The 16,600-nt window shown below is 68.9% G+C and carries 12 protein-coding genes and 1 pseudogene; 7 read left to right on the top strand and 6 right to left on the bottom strand.

All coding sequences use genetic code 11. The features are described 5' to 3' along the window. Window positions 1-55: 55 nt before the first annotated feature. Window positions 56-2,290 carry an MMPL family transporter gene (locus ACIA75_RS18150; protein WP_397105176.1) on the bottom strand — a complete coding sequence of 745 codons (2,235 nt, stop codon included), beginning with the start codon at window positions 2,288-2,290 and terminating at the stop codon, window positions 56-58. A gap of 188 nt (window positions 2,291-2,478) precedes the next feature. Between ACIA75_RS18150 and ACIA75_RS18145 the strand changes: the two are divergent. After that, a pseudogene (locus ACIA75_RS18145) lies at window positions 2,479-4,562 on the top strand (xanthine dehydrogenase family protein molybdopterin-binding subunit). Window positions 4,563-4,571: 9 nt separating this feature from the next. Here the strand turns inward: ACIA75_RS18145 and ACIA75_RS18140 are convergent. After that, window positions 4,572-5,681: a hypothetical protein gene (locus tag ACIA75_RS18140; protein WP_397105174.1), complete on the bottom strand. Its 1,110-nt coding sequence runs from the start codon at window positions 5,679-5,681 to the stop codon at window positions 4,572-4,574. Between the two features lie 362 nt (window positions 5,682-6,043). Beyond that, the gene (locus ACIA75_RS18135) at window positions 6,044-7,576 is read right to left on the bottom strand and encodes an FAD-dependent oxidoreductase (RefSeq protein ID WP_397105172.1); all 1,533 of its coding nucleotides are present in this window, start codon (window positions 7,574-7,576) and stop codon (window positions 6,044-6,046) included. On the opposite strand from ACIA75_RS18135, the gene ACIA75_RS18130 reads away from it, so the two are divergent. From ACIA75_RS18130 to ACIA75_RS18115, 4 genes are all read left to right on the top strand, one after another. Next, window positions 7,567-7,857 (top strand): hypothetical protein, encoded by a 291-nt coding sequence (locus tag ACIA75_RS18130; protein WP_397105170.1) that lies wholly within the window; start codon window positions 7,567-7,569, stop codon window positions 7,855-7,857. The genes ACIA75_RS18135 and ACIA75_RS18130 overlap by 10 nt on opposite strands. A 105-nt stretch (window positions 7,858-7,962) precedes the next feature. After that, on the top strand, window positions 7,963-8,667 hold the full coding sequence (locus ACIA75_RS18125) for a PAS and ANTAR domain-containing protein (RefSeq protein ID WP_397105168.1): 705 nt from the start codon (window positions 7,963-7,965) through the stop codon (window positions 8,665-8,667). Window positions 8,668-9,378: 711 nt separating this feature from the next. Continuing rightward, on the top strand, window positions 9,379-9,681 hold the full coding sequence (locus ACIA75_RS18120) for a hypothetical protein (protein ID WP_397105166.1): 303 nt from the start codon (window positions 9,379-9,381) through the stop codon (window positions 9,679-9,681). A 130-nt stretch (window positions 9,682-9,811) separates the two neighbouring features. Beyond that, window positions 9,812-10,474, top strand: a complete 663-nt coding sequence (locus tag ACIA75_RS18115; protein WP_397105164.1) for an STAS domain-containing protein — start codon at window positions 9,812-9,814, stop codon at window positions 10,472-10,474. A gap of 18 nt (window positions 10,475-10,492) precedes the next feature. Here the strand turns inward: ACIA75_RS18115 and ACIA75_RS18110 are convergent, their stop codons facing one another. Then, window positions 10,493-11,098, bottom strand: coding sequence for a TetR/AcrR family transcriptional regulator (locus tag ACIA75_RS18110; protein ID WP_397105163.1), 606 nt, complete (start codon window positions 11,096-11,098; stop codon window positions 10,493-10,495). Window positions 11,099-11,275: 177 nt separating this feature from the next. Here ACIA75_RS18110 and ACIA75_RS18105 point away from each other — a divergent pair, with 177 nt between their 5' ends. Both ACIA75_RS18105 and ACIA75_RS18100 read left to right on the top strand, forming a co-directional pair. Beyond that, window positions 11,276-13,531, top strand: a complete 2,256-nt coding sequence (locus tag ACIA75_RS18105; RefSeq protein ID WP_397105161.1) for an MMPL family transporter — start codon at window positions 11,276-11,278, stop codon at window positions 13,529-13,531. A gap of 301 nt (window positions 13,532-13,832) precedes the next feature. Then, complete coding sequence (locus ACIA75_RS18100) at window positions 13,833-14,525, top strand: GTP pyrophosphokinase family protein (RefSeq protein ID WP_397105397.1); 693 nt, start codon at window positions 13,833-13,835, stop codon at window positions 14,523-14,525. Window positions 14,526-14,568: 43 nt separating this feature from the next. On the opposite strand, the gene ACIA75_RS18095 is transcribed toward ACIA75_RS18100, so the two are convergent. Together ACIA75_RS18095 and ACIA75_RS18090 are read right to left on the bottom strand one after the other, a co-directional pair. After that, window positions 14,569-15,633: a hypothetical protein gene (locus ACIA75_RS18095; RefSeq protein WP_397105159.1), complete on the bottom strand. Its 1,065-nt coding sequence runs from the start codon at window positions 15,631-15,633 to the stop codon at window positions 14,569-14,571. 61 nt (window positions 15,634-15,694) lie between these two features. After that, window positions 15,695-16,486 (bottom strand): adenylate/guanylate cyclase domain-containing protein, encoded by a 792-nt coding sequence (locus ACIA75_RS18090; RefSeq protein ID WP_397105157.1) that lies wholly within the window; start codon window positions 16,484-16,486, stop codon window positions 15,695-15,697. Window positions 16,487-16,600: the final 114 nt, after the last annotated feature.

Below are 16,600 nucleotides of genomic sequence, written 5' to 3'. Positions count from 1 at the left end.
TCGAGCGCGCCGGTACCGACGCCGCGCGAAGCATGCTACGGCACCGTGCGCGGTGTCACCGGTCGTGGACGCGCCCACTCGGAACGAGCGCTTCCGCGTATTCCCGGACGGGCGCGGAGGATTCGGCCGGGGTCTCGCCGCGCTTCGCGACCGGGCCCGCCGGCTCCGCGCGCCGCGCCCGGCGCAAGCGCCTCGACGGCCACCACGACGCGGCGCCGAACAGTTTCATGGTCGCGGGCACCAGCAGCACGCGCAGGATCGTGGCGTCGATGAAGAGCGCCGCCACCATACCGACCGCGATGTACTGCATCATGACCAGGTCGGACAGCGCGAAGGCACCGCACACCACCAGCAGCACGAGGGCAGCGGCGGTGATGATCCAGCCGGTGCGCACGATACCGGTGCGCACCGCCTCGGTGGTCGGCGCCCCCGCGGCCCGGGCTTCGACGATGCGGGCGAGCAGGAACACCTGGTAGTCGGTGGAGAGGCCGTAGATCACCGAGATGATCAGCACCAGCACCAGGGCCATGATCGGCTGCGGTGTGAAGCCCAGGAGGCCGGCGCCGTGCCCCTGCACGAAGATCCAGGTGAGGATACCGAGCGTGGAGCCCAGGCCGAGCAGGTTCAGGAAGCCGGCCTGCAACGGCAATACCACGGATCCGAAGGCGAACATCATGAGCACGGTGGTGATCAGGAAGACCAGGGCGATCATGAGCGGCATCCGGTCCAGCAGTGCGTCCACACTGTCCCGCTCCACCGCGGACTGCCCGCCGACCAGCACCGTGGTCCCCTTCGGCAGCGGCATGGCGCGCAGGTAGTCGAGGGTCTCACCGGCCTCGTGCGCGTCCTGCACCACGGTCGAGGTGGTGAAAACGCCGAGGTGCGCCGGCGCCTGCAGGGCGGGCGGGAACGGCGCTGTCAGTCCGGGGGCCGCGTTTGCCCGGTCCACCACCTCGTCGATATCCCTGGTGTCGCGGGTGATCACCATGAGGTCGACGGGTTTGATCTGGCGCAGCGGGAAGGTCTCGTCGAAATGCTGCTGGGCGGTGCGGGTCGGATGCTCCGGCGGCAGGAACCGTTCCGAGATACCGCCGAACGCCACGTCGCGCACCGGTGCGATGAGCACCACCAGGACGGCCACCACCGGCACCGCCACCCGCAGAGGTTTACGCATGACCCATCCGGCGATCCGGCCCCAGGGATTGTTCCGCTGGTCGCTGCCGGCGCGGTGGGAATGGAACCGGGTGAAGCCGAACCGGTCGATCCGACGGCCGAGCACGGTCAGTACAGCGGGGAGCACGGTCACCGAGACGGTGGCGGCCAGTGTGACGGTCACCATGGCGCCGAGTGCGAAGGAGCGCAGAAATCCCTGGGGGAACAAAAGAATCGCGCTGGATGCGGCCACCACGATGGTCGCGGAGAACACCACGGTGCGTCCCGCGGTGGCCACCGAGCGGCGCGCCGCGTCCGGTGGGTCGTGCCCGGCGGCCAGTTCCTCGCGGAACCGGCTCACGATGAACAGGCCGTAGTCGATGGCCAGGCCGAGGCCGATCATCGACACCACCGGGGAGACGAAGGAGTTCACCTCCATGACGTGGGTGACCGACCGGACGATCCCCCAGGCTCCGAGCACCGTCAACCCGCCCACGAGCAGCGGTAGCGCGGCCGCGACCACGCCGCCGAACAGGAAGAACAGCAGCACCGCCACCGCCGGGACGGCGACCAGCTCCATCCGCCGCTGGTCGTGCGCCATGGTGTCGTTGAGTGCGAGGGCGACCGGCTGTCCACCGGCGACCTCCATATCGATGCCCGGGAGAGTCAGCTGATCGGCGACTTTCCGGTAGTTGCGCAGGACCGTGGTGTCGTCGCCGCCGCGGATGCCCACCGAAGCGAAGGCGTGGTCGCGCTCTTCGGTGCCGAAGATATCCGGGACGGCCAAACCGGTGTCGGTGGGCCAGTAGGCGCCGTTGATCCCGGCGATCTCGTCCGGGAAGTTCTCCGGCAGGCGGTTCAGGTGACCGACCACGGTCGCGGCGAAATCCGGATCGTCGATGGTCGCGCCCGCGGGGGCGTGGAACAGCAGGATCACATCGGCGACGTGGTTACGCCCGAAGGCCTCGTCCCTCAGCTGAAGGGCGTGCGCGGACTCCGAACCCGGATCGTCCCAGCCGCTGACGCCGAGACGATCGTTCAGTCCGAGTCCGTAACCGCCGAGCGCGAGCAGGCCGGCGACGACCACCCCGATCACGACGACCGGGCGCCGGACGATCAGGTCGATCCAGCCGCGCAAAGCCACCTCCCATTCGGCGAATCCGGTGCCGGCGCAGAGTCCCGGACAGTCGAAACATAGGCGAACCCGGCCGGTTCCACAGCTCGTGCGTCATCTGCTCGACATCCCACAAACGGGCCCGCGATCGGTTGTGAAGTGCCCCTGAAGCCTGCCGGATCACCTGTGACAGCCAGCACGCCGACGCCGGCTTGCGCCGGACTGTTCCGGCGAAGTCGATCGGCACGCCGCTGACCCGGCTGGACGGGCACGCCAAGGTCACCGGTACCGCGCCGTACGCAGTCGAGCACCCTGTGGACCACCCGGTCTACCTGTATCCGGTACAGGCCACCACGGCCCGGGGCCGGGTCCGCGCCATGGACACCGCCGCTGCCACCGCCCTCGGCGGCGTGGTTACGGTGCTGACCGTATTCGACGCTCCCGAACTGACGGACACCTCCGACGGCGAACTGAGCATCCTGCAGGACGACCGCGTGCATTTCCGCGGGCAACTGATCGGGGCGGTACTGGCCGACAGTGCCGAAATCGCGCGACACGCGGCGGGTCTGGTTCGCGTCGACTATGTCGAGGAACCCCATCACACCGAGCTGCGTCCCGACGATCCCGACCTCTACGCGCCCGACCAGGTGAACCCCACCTTCCCCACCGATACCGAGGACGGTGAGGTCGACGCGGCGCTCACCGCGGCGGCCGTATCGATCGACCGGACCTACACGACGCCGACCGAACACAACAATCCGATGGAACCGCACGCGTGTATCGCGGTGTGGGACAGTTTTCCGGGCGTCCGGAGGTAACACTCTACGATTCCACCCAGGGCGTCCACACCGTCCGCACGACGCTCGCGCCACTCTTCGGGCTTGACCCCGCGCAACTGCGTGTGGTGGCGCCGCATGTCGGTGGCGGGTTCGGCGCCAAGGGAGCACCGCACGCGCACAATGTGCTCGCCCTGATGGCGGCGCAGTGCAGCGGCGGACGACCCGTGAAATTCGCGCTCACCCGCCGGCAGATGTTCTCCCTGGTCGGCTACCGGACGCCGACCGTCCAGCGGATCCGGCTGGGTGCCGATTCCGGCGGCAGACTGACCGCGCTGTCCCATGAAGTTGTCGAGACCACCTCCCGGGTCAAGGAATTCGCCGAGCAGACCGCGGTCGCCAGCCGGATGATGTATGCCGCGCCGAATCGCCGGACCTCCCACCGCCTGGCGGCCCTGGACGTACCGGTGCCGTTCTGGATGCGGGCTCCCGGTGAATGCCCCGGCATGTACGCCGCCGAATCGGCCATGGACGAACTCGCCACGGCCTGTGCGATCGACCCGATCGAATTGCGGATCCGCAACGAACCGGAAACCGGTAAGCCCTGGTCCGGACGGCATCTCGTCGAGTGTCTCCGCACGGGCGCCGAGCGTTTCGGCTGGGCCGGACGGAATCCCACCCCGCGCACCCACCGGGACGGTGACTGGCTGATCGGGACGGGAGTCGCGGCGGCCACCTACCCGGCGATGGCGATGCCGGGGAACACCGCGCAGGTCGAATACGGGACCGACGACCGCTATACCGTCGATATCGGGGCGGCCGATATCGGCACGGGCACCTGGACAGCGTTGACCCAGATCGCGGCCGACGCACTCGGTTGCCACCCGGACTCGGTGCGGCTGCGTATCGGCGATACCGATCTGCCGGAAGCGACGGTGGCCGGCGGATCCTCCGGAATCACGTCGTGGGGTTCGGCGATCGTCGCCGCCGCCCGTGCCTTCCGGCAGGAACACGGCGCGGCCCCGGCCACCGGGGCCCGTACCCGCGCACAGGCGCCGGAGAATCCGGACGCCGAGACGTTCGCATTGCACTCCTTCGGCGCCCAGTTCGTCGAAGCCCGAGTGCATGTGGACACGGGGGAGATCCGCGTCCCCCGGATGCTGGGTGTGTTCTCGATCGGGCGCGTCATCAATCCCCGCACCCTCCGCTCGCAGCTGATCGGCGGAATGACGATGGGCGTGTCCGGAGCCCTGCACGAAGAGAGCGTGCGCGATCACCGGTTCGGCCATATCGTCACCCAGGACCTCGCCACCTACCACATCAGCGCACACGCCGACGTGCAGGACATCGACGCCGTCTGGCTGGACGAGGTGGACGAGCACGCCAACCCGATGGGATCGAAAGGCGCGGGCGAGATCGGCATAGTCGGCGCGGCCGCGGCAGTGGCCAACGCGGTCCATCACGCGACAGGTGTGCGCGCGCGCGATCTGCCGATCACCGCCGATACCGTGCTGCGGTGACCCGGTGCGTCAGGACCGTCCCGGGTCGTTCTGCCGCGCGGCCCATTCGCGGCGTTCCCGCTCGCGATATCCGTAGGTCGCCTTGCGCACACTGAGATCGTCCTCGAGTCCGGACCCGACAGCGCCGGCCACCGTGCCCAGCGCGGTCGCCATCACCGCAATGGTCAGGTAGTCGCCGATATGCACCGGGCCGCCGAGCACGGTCGCGAGATACGCGGGCGGGACGATCAGGCCCGCCGCCGCAAGCGTGAGGAGGAACAACGCCCCGAAAAAGACCACCGCGCCGATGGCGACGGTGACCACTGTTCCGGCATTGCGGAGCCGGACGTCGCGGCGGGATACGGCCTCATCCGACGTTGTCCGCTCCCACAACCCGTGGCCCACGATGATCCAGACCGACAGTGCGGCCATCGCCACGACGGCGGCCCCCGCGAGCCGCGCCGGGCCCATCGCCGTCGCCAACTGCCAGATCGTCGAGTACAGGACGCCGAACGCGGTACCGGCCAGCGCACCGGCGAGGGCCGAGGACAATCCGATGAACAACCGCCACGGCCGATTCGCCCGCACCATGCCGGCAAGTAAACCGGAGAACCCGCTGCGCGTCCCGCGGGAGACCAGGACACCACCGTCGTCCTCGTCGACTGTCCGGATACCGCGCAACGGAACTCCCGCTCCCGCATCGGCGGCCGGCCGCTCCGCTGCCGTAGCCGCGCCGCGGTGCAATGCGGCGACGATCCCCGCCGCCGACTCCCGCAATCGATGCCGCAATCGCACACCGCCCAACGCCGGCAGCGAGATCAGCCCGACCCGGTGCCGCGGGTCCACGGACGCCAGCAGGATCCGGCCGTCGGTGCGCATCGGCAGATCGGTCAAGCACAACGCCAGATCCCAGGAGGTGTCCCGGACATGTCGTCCGGCCTTGTCGATCAGAAACTCCAGATCGGGATACATCGCTTCGAACGGATCATCGAAAACCTCTACCCGCCACTGTGTCCGGTCGCCGCGGCGGGCACATACCGCGGGCAGGGTCTCGGCGAGGTCGCGGGCGAGGCGGGCGGGCAGGTCCGGATCCGCCACCACGCCGACGACAACCGTGCCCGATTCGTTCTGCTCTGTCACGACGCCCTCCCGCCTCCTTTCCGGTCAGAGGCCCGAAAACGGCCTCGGAAGAGGCCCTTCCCCGACTCCCGGTCGCTAAACGCCGGTGATTCGATCACCCGTCCCGGTTTCGATCTCAGGCCGGCGGGCAATCCGGTGGGCGTCCACGCCGCCGTCGCGGCGCGGTACCCGCCCGTCGCGGCGGGTCGGAGAAGGTTGCGGCCTTCGGGGACAGCACGCCCCTCGGCCGCGCTGCTCGCATCCGCGCCTCTCCCCGGCGAACCGCTACCTGCAACGCTGAACAACTACGGGCTCGAGTTCACCGTCGAGCCCAGCACGGTCGGGTCGGTCGCCTCCGCGCCGGCACCGGGCTGACTCGGCCCTCATTCCTCGTCCGTCTCGATCGGGCGAAGCGGTGTAGTGGCCGGGCCCTCCAGCACAGCGCCGTCGATAGCGAAACGCGACCCGTGACACGGGCAGTCCCAGCTGGTTTCGGCATCGTTGAACGCAACCAGGCAACCGAGATGGGTGCAGACAGCCGACACGGCGTGCAAGCGACCTGCGCTGTCCCGGTAGACCGCACTGCGCCGGCCCGATCTCCGCATCACGGCGCCACTGCCCGGGGCGAGATCATCGGCGGAATCGACGAAGGAGCCGGGCGCGAGGCGGTCACCGATGAGGTGGCGGCCGACCTCCAGTCCGGATTTCAGCAGGCTCCCGGCCTCGACGACGGGATGTAGCCGGCGCGGATCGTAGATCCGCGCCCAGGGCAACGGATCGCCGGCCAGTTCGGCGGCCAGGAGACGGCCGCCCATGATTCCGTGGGACATACCCCAACCGCCGAATCCGGTCGATACATAGACATGCCGGGCACCCGGATGGAAACGACCGATATACGGCAGATCGTCGGAGGTCGTATTGTCCTGCGCGCCCCAGTGGTAGTCGACCGAGTCCACCGGGAAGTGATCCCGCGCCCAGGCGGCGAGCCGGTCGAACCGGTCCACCGTCGAAACAGTGCCGGGCCGCAGATGTTCGCCGGTGACGATGAGCAGTCTGCGCCCGTCACCGTACGGAGCGGTACGCACAGAACGGGTGTTCTGCTCCGGGGTGATGTACATACCGGCGGGGTCGGCGTCGGGACTCAGCGGGCCCGCGACGGCCAGTTCGCGACGCGGTTGCAGCCGGGTGAACAGCAGTGCCCGGTCGAACACCGGATAGTGCGTGGCGATCACCACGTCGCGAGCGCGGACGGTGTGGCCGTGTTCGGTGGACAACCGGCAGGGGTCACCCTCGTCCAGGCCGAGCACCCGGGTGCGTTCGAAGATCCGGTCGCCACGCCGGATCAGGTCCTCGGCCAGTCCGAGCAGGTATCGCCGCGGATGGAACTGGACCTGGTCGGCCACCCGGATCGCGGCCGCCACCGGGAACGGCAGGCCGGTCTCGGTGACCAGGGAGGCCGGCAGCCCCGCCTTTGCCGCGGCGTCGACTTCGGCGCGGATCCGGCCGGCCTCCTCCTCCGCTGTCACGTAGGTGAACGCCGGAGCCCGCTCCAGCTCGCAGTCGATGCCCAGTTCCGTGGCGGTGTGCACCAGATGCTCCACGGCGTCCTGCTGGGAGCGGGCGTACAGCCGGGCCGTCTCCGCATCGAACGACGACTCGAGCGTGTCGTAGACCAGCGTGTGCTGCGCACTGACCTTCGCGGTGGTGTAGCCGGTGGTGCCGCTGACGATCCGGTCCGCCTCGAGCACGGTCACCGACCGGCCGGTCCGGGCGATCTCCCAGGCACTGCAGATCCCCGCCACTCCGCCGCCGATCACAGCCACATCAACCTCGATATCGTCGTCCAGGCGCGGATACGAGGTCCGCCCGGTCGAATGCATCCAATAGGACTCGGCCACTCCGGTCGGTGAATTCATGGCGCCCGAATACCCCCGGCTACCCGGTCGACACCCGGCCGGGACAACGCTCCGGACCCTGGCATATCCCGCAGGCCCGGGCCTGTGTCGCCGCGTCCGGCCTGGGTACCCGGCCGGACATGAACACACCGAACCCCGACCCGAGGACAGCGGCCGACCTCGAGGACGAACCGGATTTCGCCGAGGAGCACGCGGAGCCCACGCACGCCGACGAGCATCCCGTGGGCGAAGTCATCGAAACCGACGAATCGACGCCGCGCGGCTCGAGCGGTATGGATTGACCGCTTTCAGCGGGCAGGCGCGTCCGTCCGGGGGCCACAGCCTCCTGGAGGGCCGTCTCGATGGTGATCCGGCACTCCGGAACCATCCGGGGAATAATCAATGCCATGGACCCTCAGGAGGAACTGCCCGCAACCGAATACGACCTGGTCGAGAAGGTCGTCGGAGTGGGCGACCCCCTCGAGGTGGGCCGCTTCCACTATCTGTTCGCCACCCGCACCTGGGAATGGTCGCCCGAGGTGGCGCGCATGCACGGCCACCCGGCGAGCGTGCAGCCCACTACCGAGCTGCTCATGTCGCACAAGCATCCCGAGGACCGCGACCGGCTCAAAGCTCTCATCGACTCCGTCGAGGACGGCGGCCCGTTCTCCAGCCGGCACCGCATCATCGATACGGCCGGACACGTCCGCGAGATCCTCGTGGTGTCCGAGCCCATGTACGACGAGCACGGCGAGAAGATCGGTACGGAGGGCTTCTACATCGACCTGTCCGCCACCGCGGCCGAATACCGCCGCGAGGCCCTCGACGACACGCTGCCGCGGCTGCTGGACTCCCGCGTCGTCATCGAACAGGCGAAGGGTGCGCTGATGCTCGCCTACGGCATCAACGCCGATCAAGCGTTCCACGTTCTACGCTGGCGTTCCCAGGAGACCAATATCAAGCTGCGCCTGATCGCCGAGCGGGTGATCGCGGAACTACCGGGGATCGCCGGGAACGAGGTCCGGCTCCGCACCCAGCTCGACCACATCCTGCTGACCGCGCACGAGAGTCTCGCTACCAGCCGGACGGAGGGCGAGCACTCGCCGCGCTGAGCCGTCGCACCCCGTGAACCACGCCGGAGAGTGGTTCGTCAGTCGATATGGGTGGGCGGCGCGAGATCCACCGGCGGGTGCAGGGCCGCGGCCAGTCCCGGATCGGCGGGCGAGGACTCCAGCGCCTGCACGATCGCCGCGGCCTGAACGGGTCCAGACCACCGGCGGCGTCGACCCGGCGTTCCCAGCCGGACCGCACGCTTGCCCCACCACCGTCGCGCAGGCGCGCGCCGATTCCTCCTCGACGACGCCCAGTCCGCCCGGGCTGCTCCGATACAACTCGAGAACCCCGATGGTGCGACGCGCACCCGGCACCGGAAACGCGAAGACGGCCCGCACGCCCAGTGCCAGCGCATCGGCGGTGAAGGCCGGCCAGCGCTGGTCAGCCCCGTGCACCGCGAGATCGCGACAGAGCCGATGCCCCTCGCTGCGGCGCCGTCCACACCGGTCAACCGAACCGCTGCCGCGCATACGGAACCCATCCCGTGGAAAAGCTGATCATCGGAGTCCGCCGCGGGCCACCGCGCGGGCTCACGCGGCACACGTGGCCGGTCCGATGACGCATCGTCCACTGCAGGCTCCCATCGCCTCCTCGAAAGCCCACGCTACTCGCTTGTCCGGCAACGAGAACGAACGCGGCGCCACCCCGCCCCTGGAGTACAGGGTGGCCCGGGCAGGTTTCCCTCGGGCCGCACCGGGCAACCGGCCCCCATGGATGCCGAAAAGCGGAGTACCGCGAACTCACCGAGCGCTTCCGGCGCTGTGCCGGATCCGCATACCCAGGTCACCGCCGGTGACCTACGCCGACTACTCGAGACACAGAACGCACAGGCAACGCTGCTACTCACGGCGGGCCGCGTCGAAATCCACAGCGACCCGGGGGCCGATGCGCCGGGTCTGACCGTTCTCACGCGTGCCGAATTGGCCGAGCGGGTCGGGACCGCACCCGACGAGAACACACTCACCACGCAGGCCGCCGAACTGAACACCGAGATCCGGCTGCTGGGCGCGTAGGAGTTCCCGGCCGCCGACGTCGACCTCCCGGTTTGGCGCCGAGAGCCGACGGTCCCCTCCCGCGAAGAGAACCATTGGCTGAGTTCTCGACATCACCTATGCTGCAGAAGCACGGGCTCACACGTTCACCTTGAGCACCCAGGGTCGGCCCGGCGACGATGCCGCGAGGCATCCCGACCCGATGCGAGTGCAGATGAAATCGAGTGCTGTCCCTTCCGCGACCGTTTCCGTTCCCGCCACCGCACGCGCCAGGACACCGGCTGACCAGCTGATCTTCCGTATCGGCCGACGCGGCGACATTGTCGTGCTGACGGCACGCGGGGAGGCCGACGCGTTCACGCTGCCGCTGTGGCGGCGCACGGTGCGCGCGGCCGCCGATACGGCATCGGGCGCGGGGGGCGCCGTCATCATCGATGCTATCCGGCTCGACTTCCTCTCGCTGCGCACTCTCGCCGCCCTGGCCGAGGATGCGCGTGCCTACCGCCGGGACGGCGTCGAGATCTATCTGGTCACCCGCGGCCTGCACATCGCCCGGATCGCCGCCGCCGATCCCCGGACCGCACACCTGGACGTCCGTTCAACTGTGGTCGGTGCCCTCACCGCGATCCAACTCCACCGCCGAACCGCACCGACGCCCGGCCCGCCGAGCTCGTACCAGCCCCCGCGGATCGTCCCGGAGCCCGCGCGGGACGCTATCCGGGGCCGCACGCATTTCCGGGCCGGTGAAACCGTCCCCGGCCACGGCGGCTTCTCCGGTTCCGCGGCCGCCACGTCGTTACCAGGGCGCCGGTAGCAACCCGCGGCGCCATGGTCACGGTTGCGCCGGGGCGGGCGGGTCGCGCAGCGCGGCGAGCGCCAGCCGCGCGTAGCGGCGCCAGACTTCGGGATCGCGGATGTCGAGATCGATCAGCGCACGCGCCACACCGGAGACCAGGACCTGGATATCCAGACCGGTGGCGTCCGCGCGCAAGCTTCCCTGCGCGCGCCCCAGCGCCAGCATCTGATCCAGTTGCTGTTCGAGTCGTTCGTCTCCGAGCCCCTGCACACCGCTCAGGACTTCGATCATCAACCGGTCCTCGGCCAGGCGAGCGGCAATCCGCTCCAGCAGCGCCTCGAGGGCGTGGTAGGCATCGGTCTGCGCCGCGCGAACCGCCGCGGTGGTGAGCTCCTGGAACCATTCGATATGCGACTGTGCCAGTGCCTGCACCAGGTCGGATTTGGTCGGGTAGCTGCGGTAGACCGTGGCCTTGCCGACTCCGGCCCGGGCCGCAACCTGTGGGATGGTGGCTCCGATACCGTGCTCGGTGAACACCTCGATCGCCGCGGCCAGCACCCGTTCGTGGTTCTGCCGGGCATCGGCCCGCCGGCCCGCCCAGTTCTGCGCGTCGTCCGGCGCCGATGCCGTCCTGCCGCTCATGGTGTCGCCTCCGCGAAATCGGTACCGGCCCTGCCGGATCGAGACCCACGTCTCATTCCGGGGCCGGGGTGAGTTGCTGCACATATTCGTCGTCGAAGTGGCCCCTCGGGTCCGCACGCTTCTACCCTGAAGCATAACCGGACCACGGGGTCCACATAACCGCTCGGAGGCATGCACATGGCGTGGCAGTTGTTCCGGCTCGGCCGCTGGTCGTTCGTGAACCGCAAGGCGGTGGCGGCGATCTGGGTCGTGCTGCTGGCGTTGCTGGCGGTCGGAGCGGCGACGTTATCCGGGAAGACCAGCGATAAATTCGAACTCCCCGGTATCGAGTCCACGCAGGCCTTCGAGCTCATCGAGCAGCGCAGCCCGCAGGCCTCACCGGACGGCGCGACCGCGCGCTTGGTGTTCGAGGCACCCGCGGGCCGCTCGCTGACCGAGCCGTCCTACAACTCGGCGGTCGCCACGGCCCTGCGGGAACTGTCGACCGAGAACGTGCAGTCGGTGACGGATCCCTTCACCGGCGGCACCCTCACCGAAGACGGCCGAGTCGGCTATGCGTCGGTGAGCTACAGCAAAACGGCCAACGAACTCGCCGATGTCGACCGCACGGCGCTCGAGACCGCCGCGCACAACGCGGAGGACGCGGGCCTGAACGTCGCGATCGGCGGTGACGCGCTGACCGAATTCGAGATGCCGCTGGCCGAGGTGGTCGGGGTCGCGGTGGCCCTGGTGGTCCTCGCGATCACCTTCGGATCGCTGGTGGCCGCCGGTATGCCGCTGCTCACCGCACTCATCGGCGTCGGAATCGGCATGCTCGCCATCACCACGCTGACCGGATTCGTCGAACTCGGCTCGACGACTCCTGCCCTGGGCACCATGCTCGGTCTTGCCGTGGGTATCGACTACGCCCTGTTCATCATGTCCCGCTACCAGAGCGAGGTCCGCGCCGGCCGTTCGCTGGAGGAGGCAGCCGGACGGGCGGTCGGCACGGCCGGATCCGCGGTCGTTTTCGCCGGTGCGACCGTGATCATCGCCCTGGTCGGCTTGGCGGTGTGCAATATCGGGTTCCTCACCCAGATGGGTCTCGCCGGCGCCTTCACCGTCGCGATCGCGGTCCTCATCTCGCTCACCCTGCTCCCGGCCATCCTCGGTTTCGCCGGCGACAAGGTCATGAAGGGGAAGCCGCGTTACCTGAAGCAGCAGTCCGGCGGCGCGGAGTTCCGCACCCATGGCCGCCGCTGGGTGGAGGGCATCGCCCGGCGCAAGTGGCTCGCCCTGGCCGGCGGTATCGCCGTCGCCGCCGTGGCCGCGCTGCCGATGGCCTCCATGCAACTCGCGCTGCCCGACGATTCCAGCAAACCCGCCGGCAGCGACGCTCGCAGTGCCTACGAACTGATCTCCGAGAACTTCGGCGCCGGCGCCAACGGCCCGCTCATCGTGGTCGTCGACACCGCGAACGCCACCGACCCCGCGGCGGCAGTGCAGACCGTCACCGAGGACCTGCAGACGCTGGCCGGGCGGGCGGACTCCGATATCGCCGCCGTCGTCCCGGCGGTCACCAGCGATACCCCGCAGGCCCGGCAGATCTTCGCCCAGCAGCTGGAGACGGTCCGGTTCGCCACCGTCACCGTCATCCCGGCCTCCGGCCCCTCCGACCAGGCAACCAAGGACCTCGTCGCCGAGATCCGCACCACCGTCGCCGACCTCCCGGCCGAAACCGGCGCCCGCGCCCTGGTCACCGGTCAAACCGCCGTGGGGGTCGATATCGCCAACAAGCTGACCGAAGTGTTCCCGCTCTACCTCGCCGTGGTGGTGGGGCTGGCGGTCTTCCTGCTGATCGCGGTGTTCCGTTCGGTCTGGGTCCCGATCAAGGCGGCGCTCGGCTTCCTGCTCTCGGTCGGGGTCTCCCTCGGCGCTACCGTGGCGGTCTTCCAGTGGGGCTGGCTGAACCAGCTCATCGGCCTGGACACCACCAGCCCGGTGCTGTTCATCCTGCCGATCCTGCTGACCGGCATCCTGTTCGGTCTCGCCATGGACTACGAGGTCTTCCTCGTCACCCGGATGCGCGAGGCCTACGTCCACGGGACCCCCGCGCGACAAGCCGTCATCGACGGGTTCGCGCACAGTGCCCGCGTGGTGGTGGCCGCCGCGATCATCATGATCGGCGTCTTCGCCGGATTCGCTCTGGTCGACGACGTCATCCTGAAATCCATCGGCTTCGCCCTCGCGGTGGGTGTCCTGGCGGATGCGTTCCTGGTCCGGATGCTCATCGTTCCCGCGTTCATGCTGATCGTGGGCGAGCGGATCTGGTGGATGCCGAAATGGCTGGCTCCGCTGGTGCCCTCCTTCGATATCGAAGGCGAAGGGCTCAGCAAGCGGCTCGACGGCCATCGTGTCGACACCGGCGAGGATCGGGTCCTGGCCGGGAGCTGACCGGCCAGGACCGCCGGCGGAGAGCCGGACCGCGGGCCGGTCCAGCTCTCCGCTGCCGATCGAGCGGCCGGGCCCAGCGTGACGCGGCTACCCGAGGAGCCGGCCACGACAGCGACGGCGGTGCCGGCCGATAGCCGAAGGACCCGCCGCGTAGCGTCGACGCGGGGAGTGTGTTGTCTTTCGGCACGAGTCCTCCCCCGGGACCCGGCCGGTTCCGGTTTGCGAGCGAACGCGAAAGGTCGACACGGTGGCAGAAGACAGTGCGCGGAGCCACGACCGGCACGAATCCGGCGACACGGCGATGATCGGCTTCATGTCCCGGATGCGGGATGACATGACCCGCTTCGTCATGGAGTACCGGTTCGCCGTGCAGGAAATCCTCACGAAGGTCACGATCCTGCGGGAAGAGTTCCTGCACCTGCACCACTACAACCCGATCGAACATGTCACATCCCGGGTGAAATCGCCCACCAGCATCCTGCAGAAGGCGATACGCAAGGACATCCGCCCTGAGCTGCCCGAGCTGCGCGAGCACATCACCGATATCGCCGGCGTGCGGATCACCTGCAGCTTCATCACCGACACCTACCAGGTGCTCGAGGCGCTCACCTCACAGGACGATGTCCGGGTCCTGACCGTCAAGGACTACATCGCCGATCCCAAACCCAACGGCTACAAAAGCCTGCACGCCCTGCTGCAGATCCCGGTGTTCCTGTCGACCGGGCCGGTGGACGTCACCGTCGAACTACAGGTACGCACCGTCGCCATGGATTTCTGGGCCAGTCTCGAACACAAGATCTTCTACAAATACGACGGCGCCCTCCCCCAGCAGCTCGTCGACGACCTGACCGACGCCGCGGCCACCGCCGCCGAACTCGACCGCCGGATGGAACGCCTGCACACCGAGGTCCACGGTGCGGACGGCAGAAACACCGGACCGCAGACCGATATCGACGACGAGGTTCTCCGGTACCTGTGGAAGCACGCCCGATAGCGTCGCCAACCGATCTGCACTGGCCTCCGATGCGGATCCGGCGCTACGACGCCGGGCCGGACGCCACGGCGCCCCGCATCCGGCGGGCCACCCGGTCGCGCTCCTCCGCTATCGTGCGCCGGCGAGCCGACATGGCTTCGGCGAGCGACCCGCCGGCGGCAATCGCCCCGTACACGGCCACCACATCCTCGATACCTTCCCGGGCCCCGACACCCGCCGCGGGCGTGATGGCATGGTCGGCGTCACCGACCAGCACCACCGGCAGGGCGGGCGCGGCCGCCGGCGCGAGCGGAACATTGCGCGCGTTGGAAACATGCACCTGATCGGTCGCGGCCACCAGCGCCGCGGTCAATTCACGGACCTGTCCCGGCGCAGCCGCCACCACTGCTTCGGCCCAGCCGCCGACGGGCAGGATTCCGGTCTCCGCGGCCGGCAACGGCTCCCGGGTGATCCGCAGAAACCACAGCGCCGCGGTGGCCCCGGGTCGCCAGATATGCCCGACGGTGGCCGCCGGGCGGGTGCCGGAAGCGGATGCCGCGTCGAAATGCAGGACGAATGGATCCGTGGGGCACTCCACCGCGCGTTCCGTCATCCCGTAGACCACCACGTCGCCCGCGTATTCCGTGATCCGGTCCGGTTCGATCCCGGCCCGTGCCACCGAATCGATACCGTCCGCGCCGATCACCAATTCGCGGGTGGTCACCACGCTGTCGCCGAAGCGGAGCGTGGTGCCGTCCGTGGGATGTACCAGCACCTCGGAAACCGGTTCGCCATAACGGATCTCGGCTCCCGCCTCGACCGCCCACCGGTTCAGAACCCGCATCAGATCGCTGCGCAGCCAGAACCGGTGCCCCTCGTTCGGGCGCCGCCGGGTGACACCGTCATCCGGGGTGTACCGCAATTCGTCGAGCGCGTAGGACGCACCGTGCAATTCGTGCTCCGGCACCCCGAGGTCGATCAGTCCGCGGTGCCCTCGGCCGTCGAGGATCAGGAAAGCCCCGCCGCCCCCGCCGTCGCGCTGTTCGTACACCGTGACCGGGCGCCCGGCACCGGCCAGCGCCCCGGCCAGGGCGGTTCCGGCGATACCACTTCCGAGGACGGTGACCACAGTGATTCCTTCCGTCGTTGTGTTCGGGCTGTCGCCCGGACCGGCACTCTCGCCGGCGTTTTCAGCGCACCCGCTCGACCGTATACAGGTGATGCGCGCCGTGAAAGCCTTTCAGTTCGACTTCCCGGGCACCGGTGACCGCGATACCCGGCTCATCGGCGACGGCATCCCGCACTTCCGCACTGAGCAGGACCTCCCCGCCGTCCGCCTGGCCGGCCACCCGGGCAGCCATGGCCACATTCCGCCCGAACAGATCGTCACCGCGGCGAACCGACCTGCCCATATGGATCCCGATTCGGACCCGGACACGTTCGCGGCCCAGGGATCCGGCACTGTCGCCGAGTGCGTCCTGCACGTCCAAACCGCAGCGCACCGCCTGCTCGGCCTCGGCGAACGCGATCATGAAGCCATCTCCCTGGCTCTTCACGATATGTCCACCGTGCGCGGTGACGAACTTGCCGACCAGCCGCTCGTGGCGGCCCAGCAGTTTCACCCAGGCGCGGTCACCGAGCCGTTCGTTGAGGGCGGTGGATCCTTCGATATCGGAGAACGCGATCGCGACATGGCCGGCGGACGTGAGCTGGGCCAGATCCGGTCGTTCCACCTGCGCCCACCCGGCCAGATCCTCGATCGAGGTCAGGACTGCCCCACGAAACCCCTTCTTACGCAGCAGGCTTGCGGCGCCCCACACCGTTTTCACGGCCTCGCGTCCACCGTTCATCAGCGACTGCCGGGTATCGACACGGCGCTGTAGTTCCTCGAGATCACGCCGCGCGCGGACCAGCAACAGCCAGAGCACAACCAGTCCGGCGGCTTCCAGCACGGCGATCAGCGTCACCACGATTTCGATCATCACAGGGACCCGCCGAAGGTAGTCGCCGACAACAGCGAGTCCGACTCTAGAGCGTCTCGGAGCCGAGCAGCAGTTGAGGGCGGGAGTGAGCCCGCCCTCAACCATTACCGGACC

Origin of the sequence: Nocardia sp. NPDC051750 (assembly GCF_044453135.1) — a bacterium.
Classification (GTDB): Bacteria; Actinomycetota; Actinomycetes; order Mycobacteriales; family Mycobacteriaceae; genus Nocardia.
Note: the sequence above shows the minus strand (reverse complement) of the source record. Positions and strands in the feature narration are given on the sequence as shown.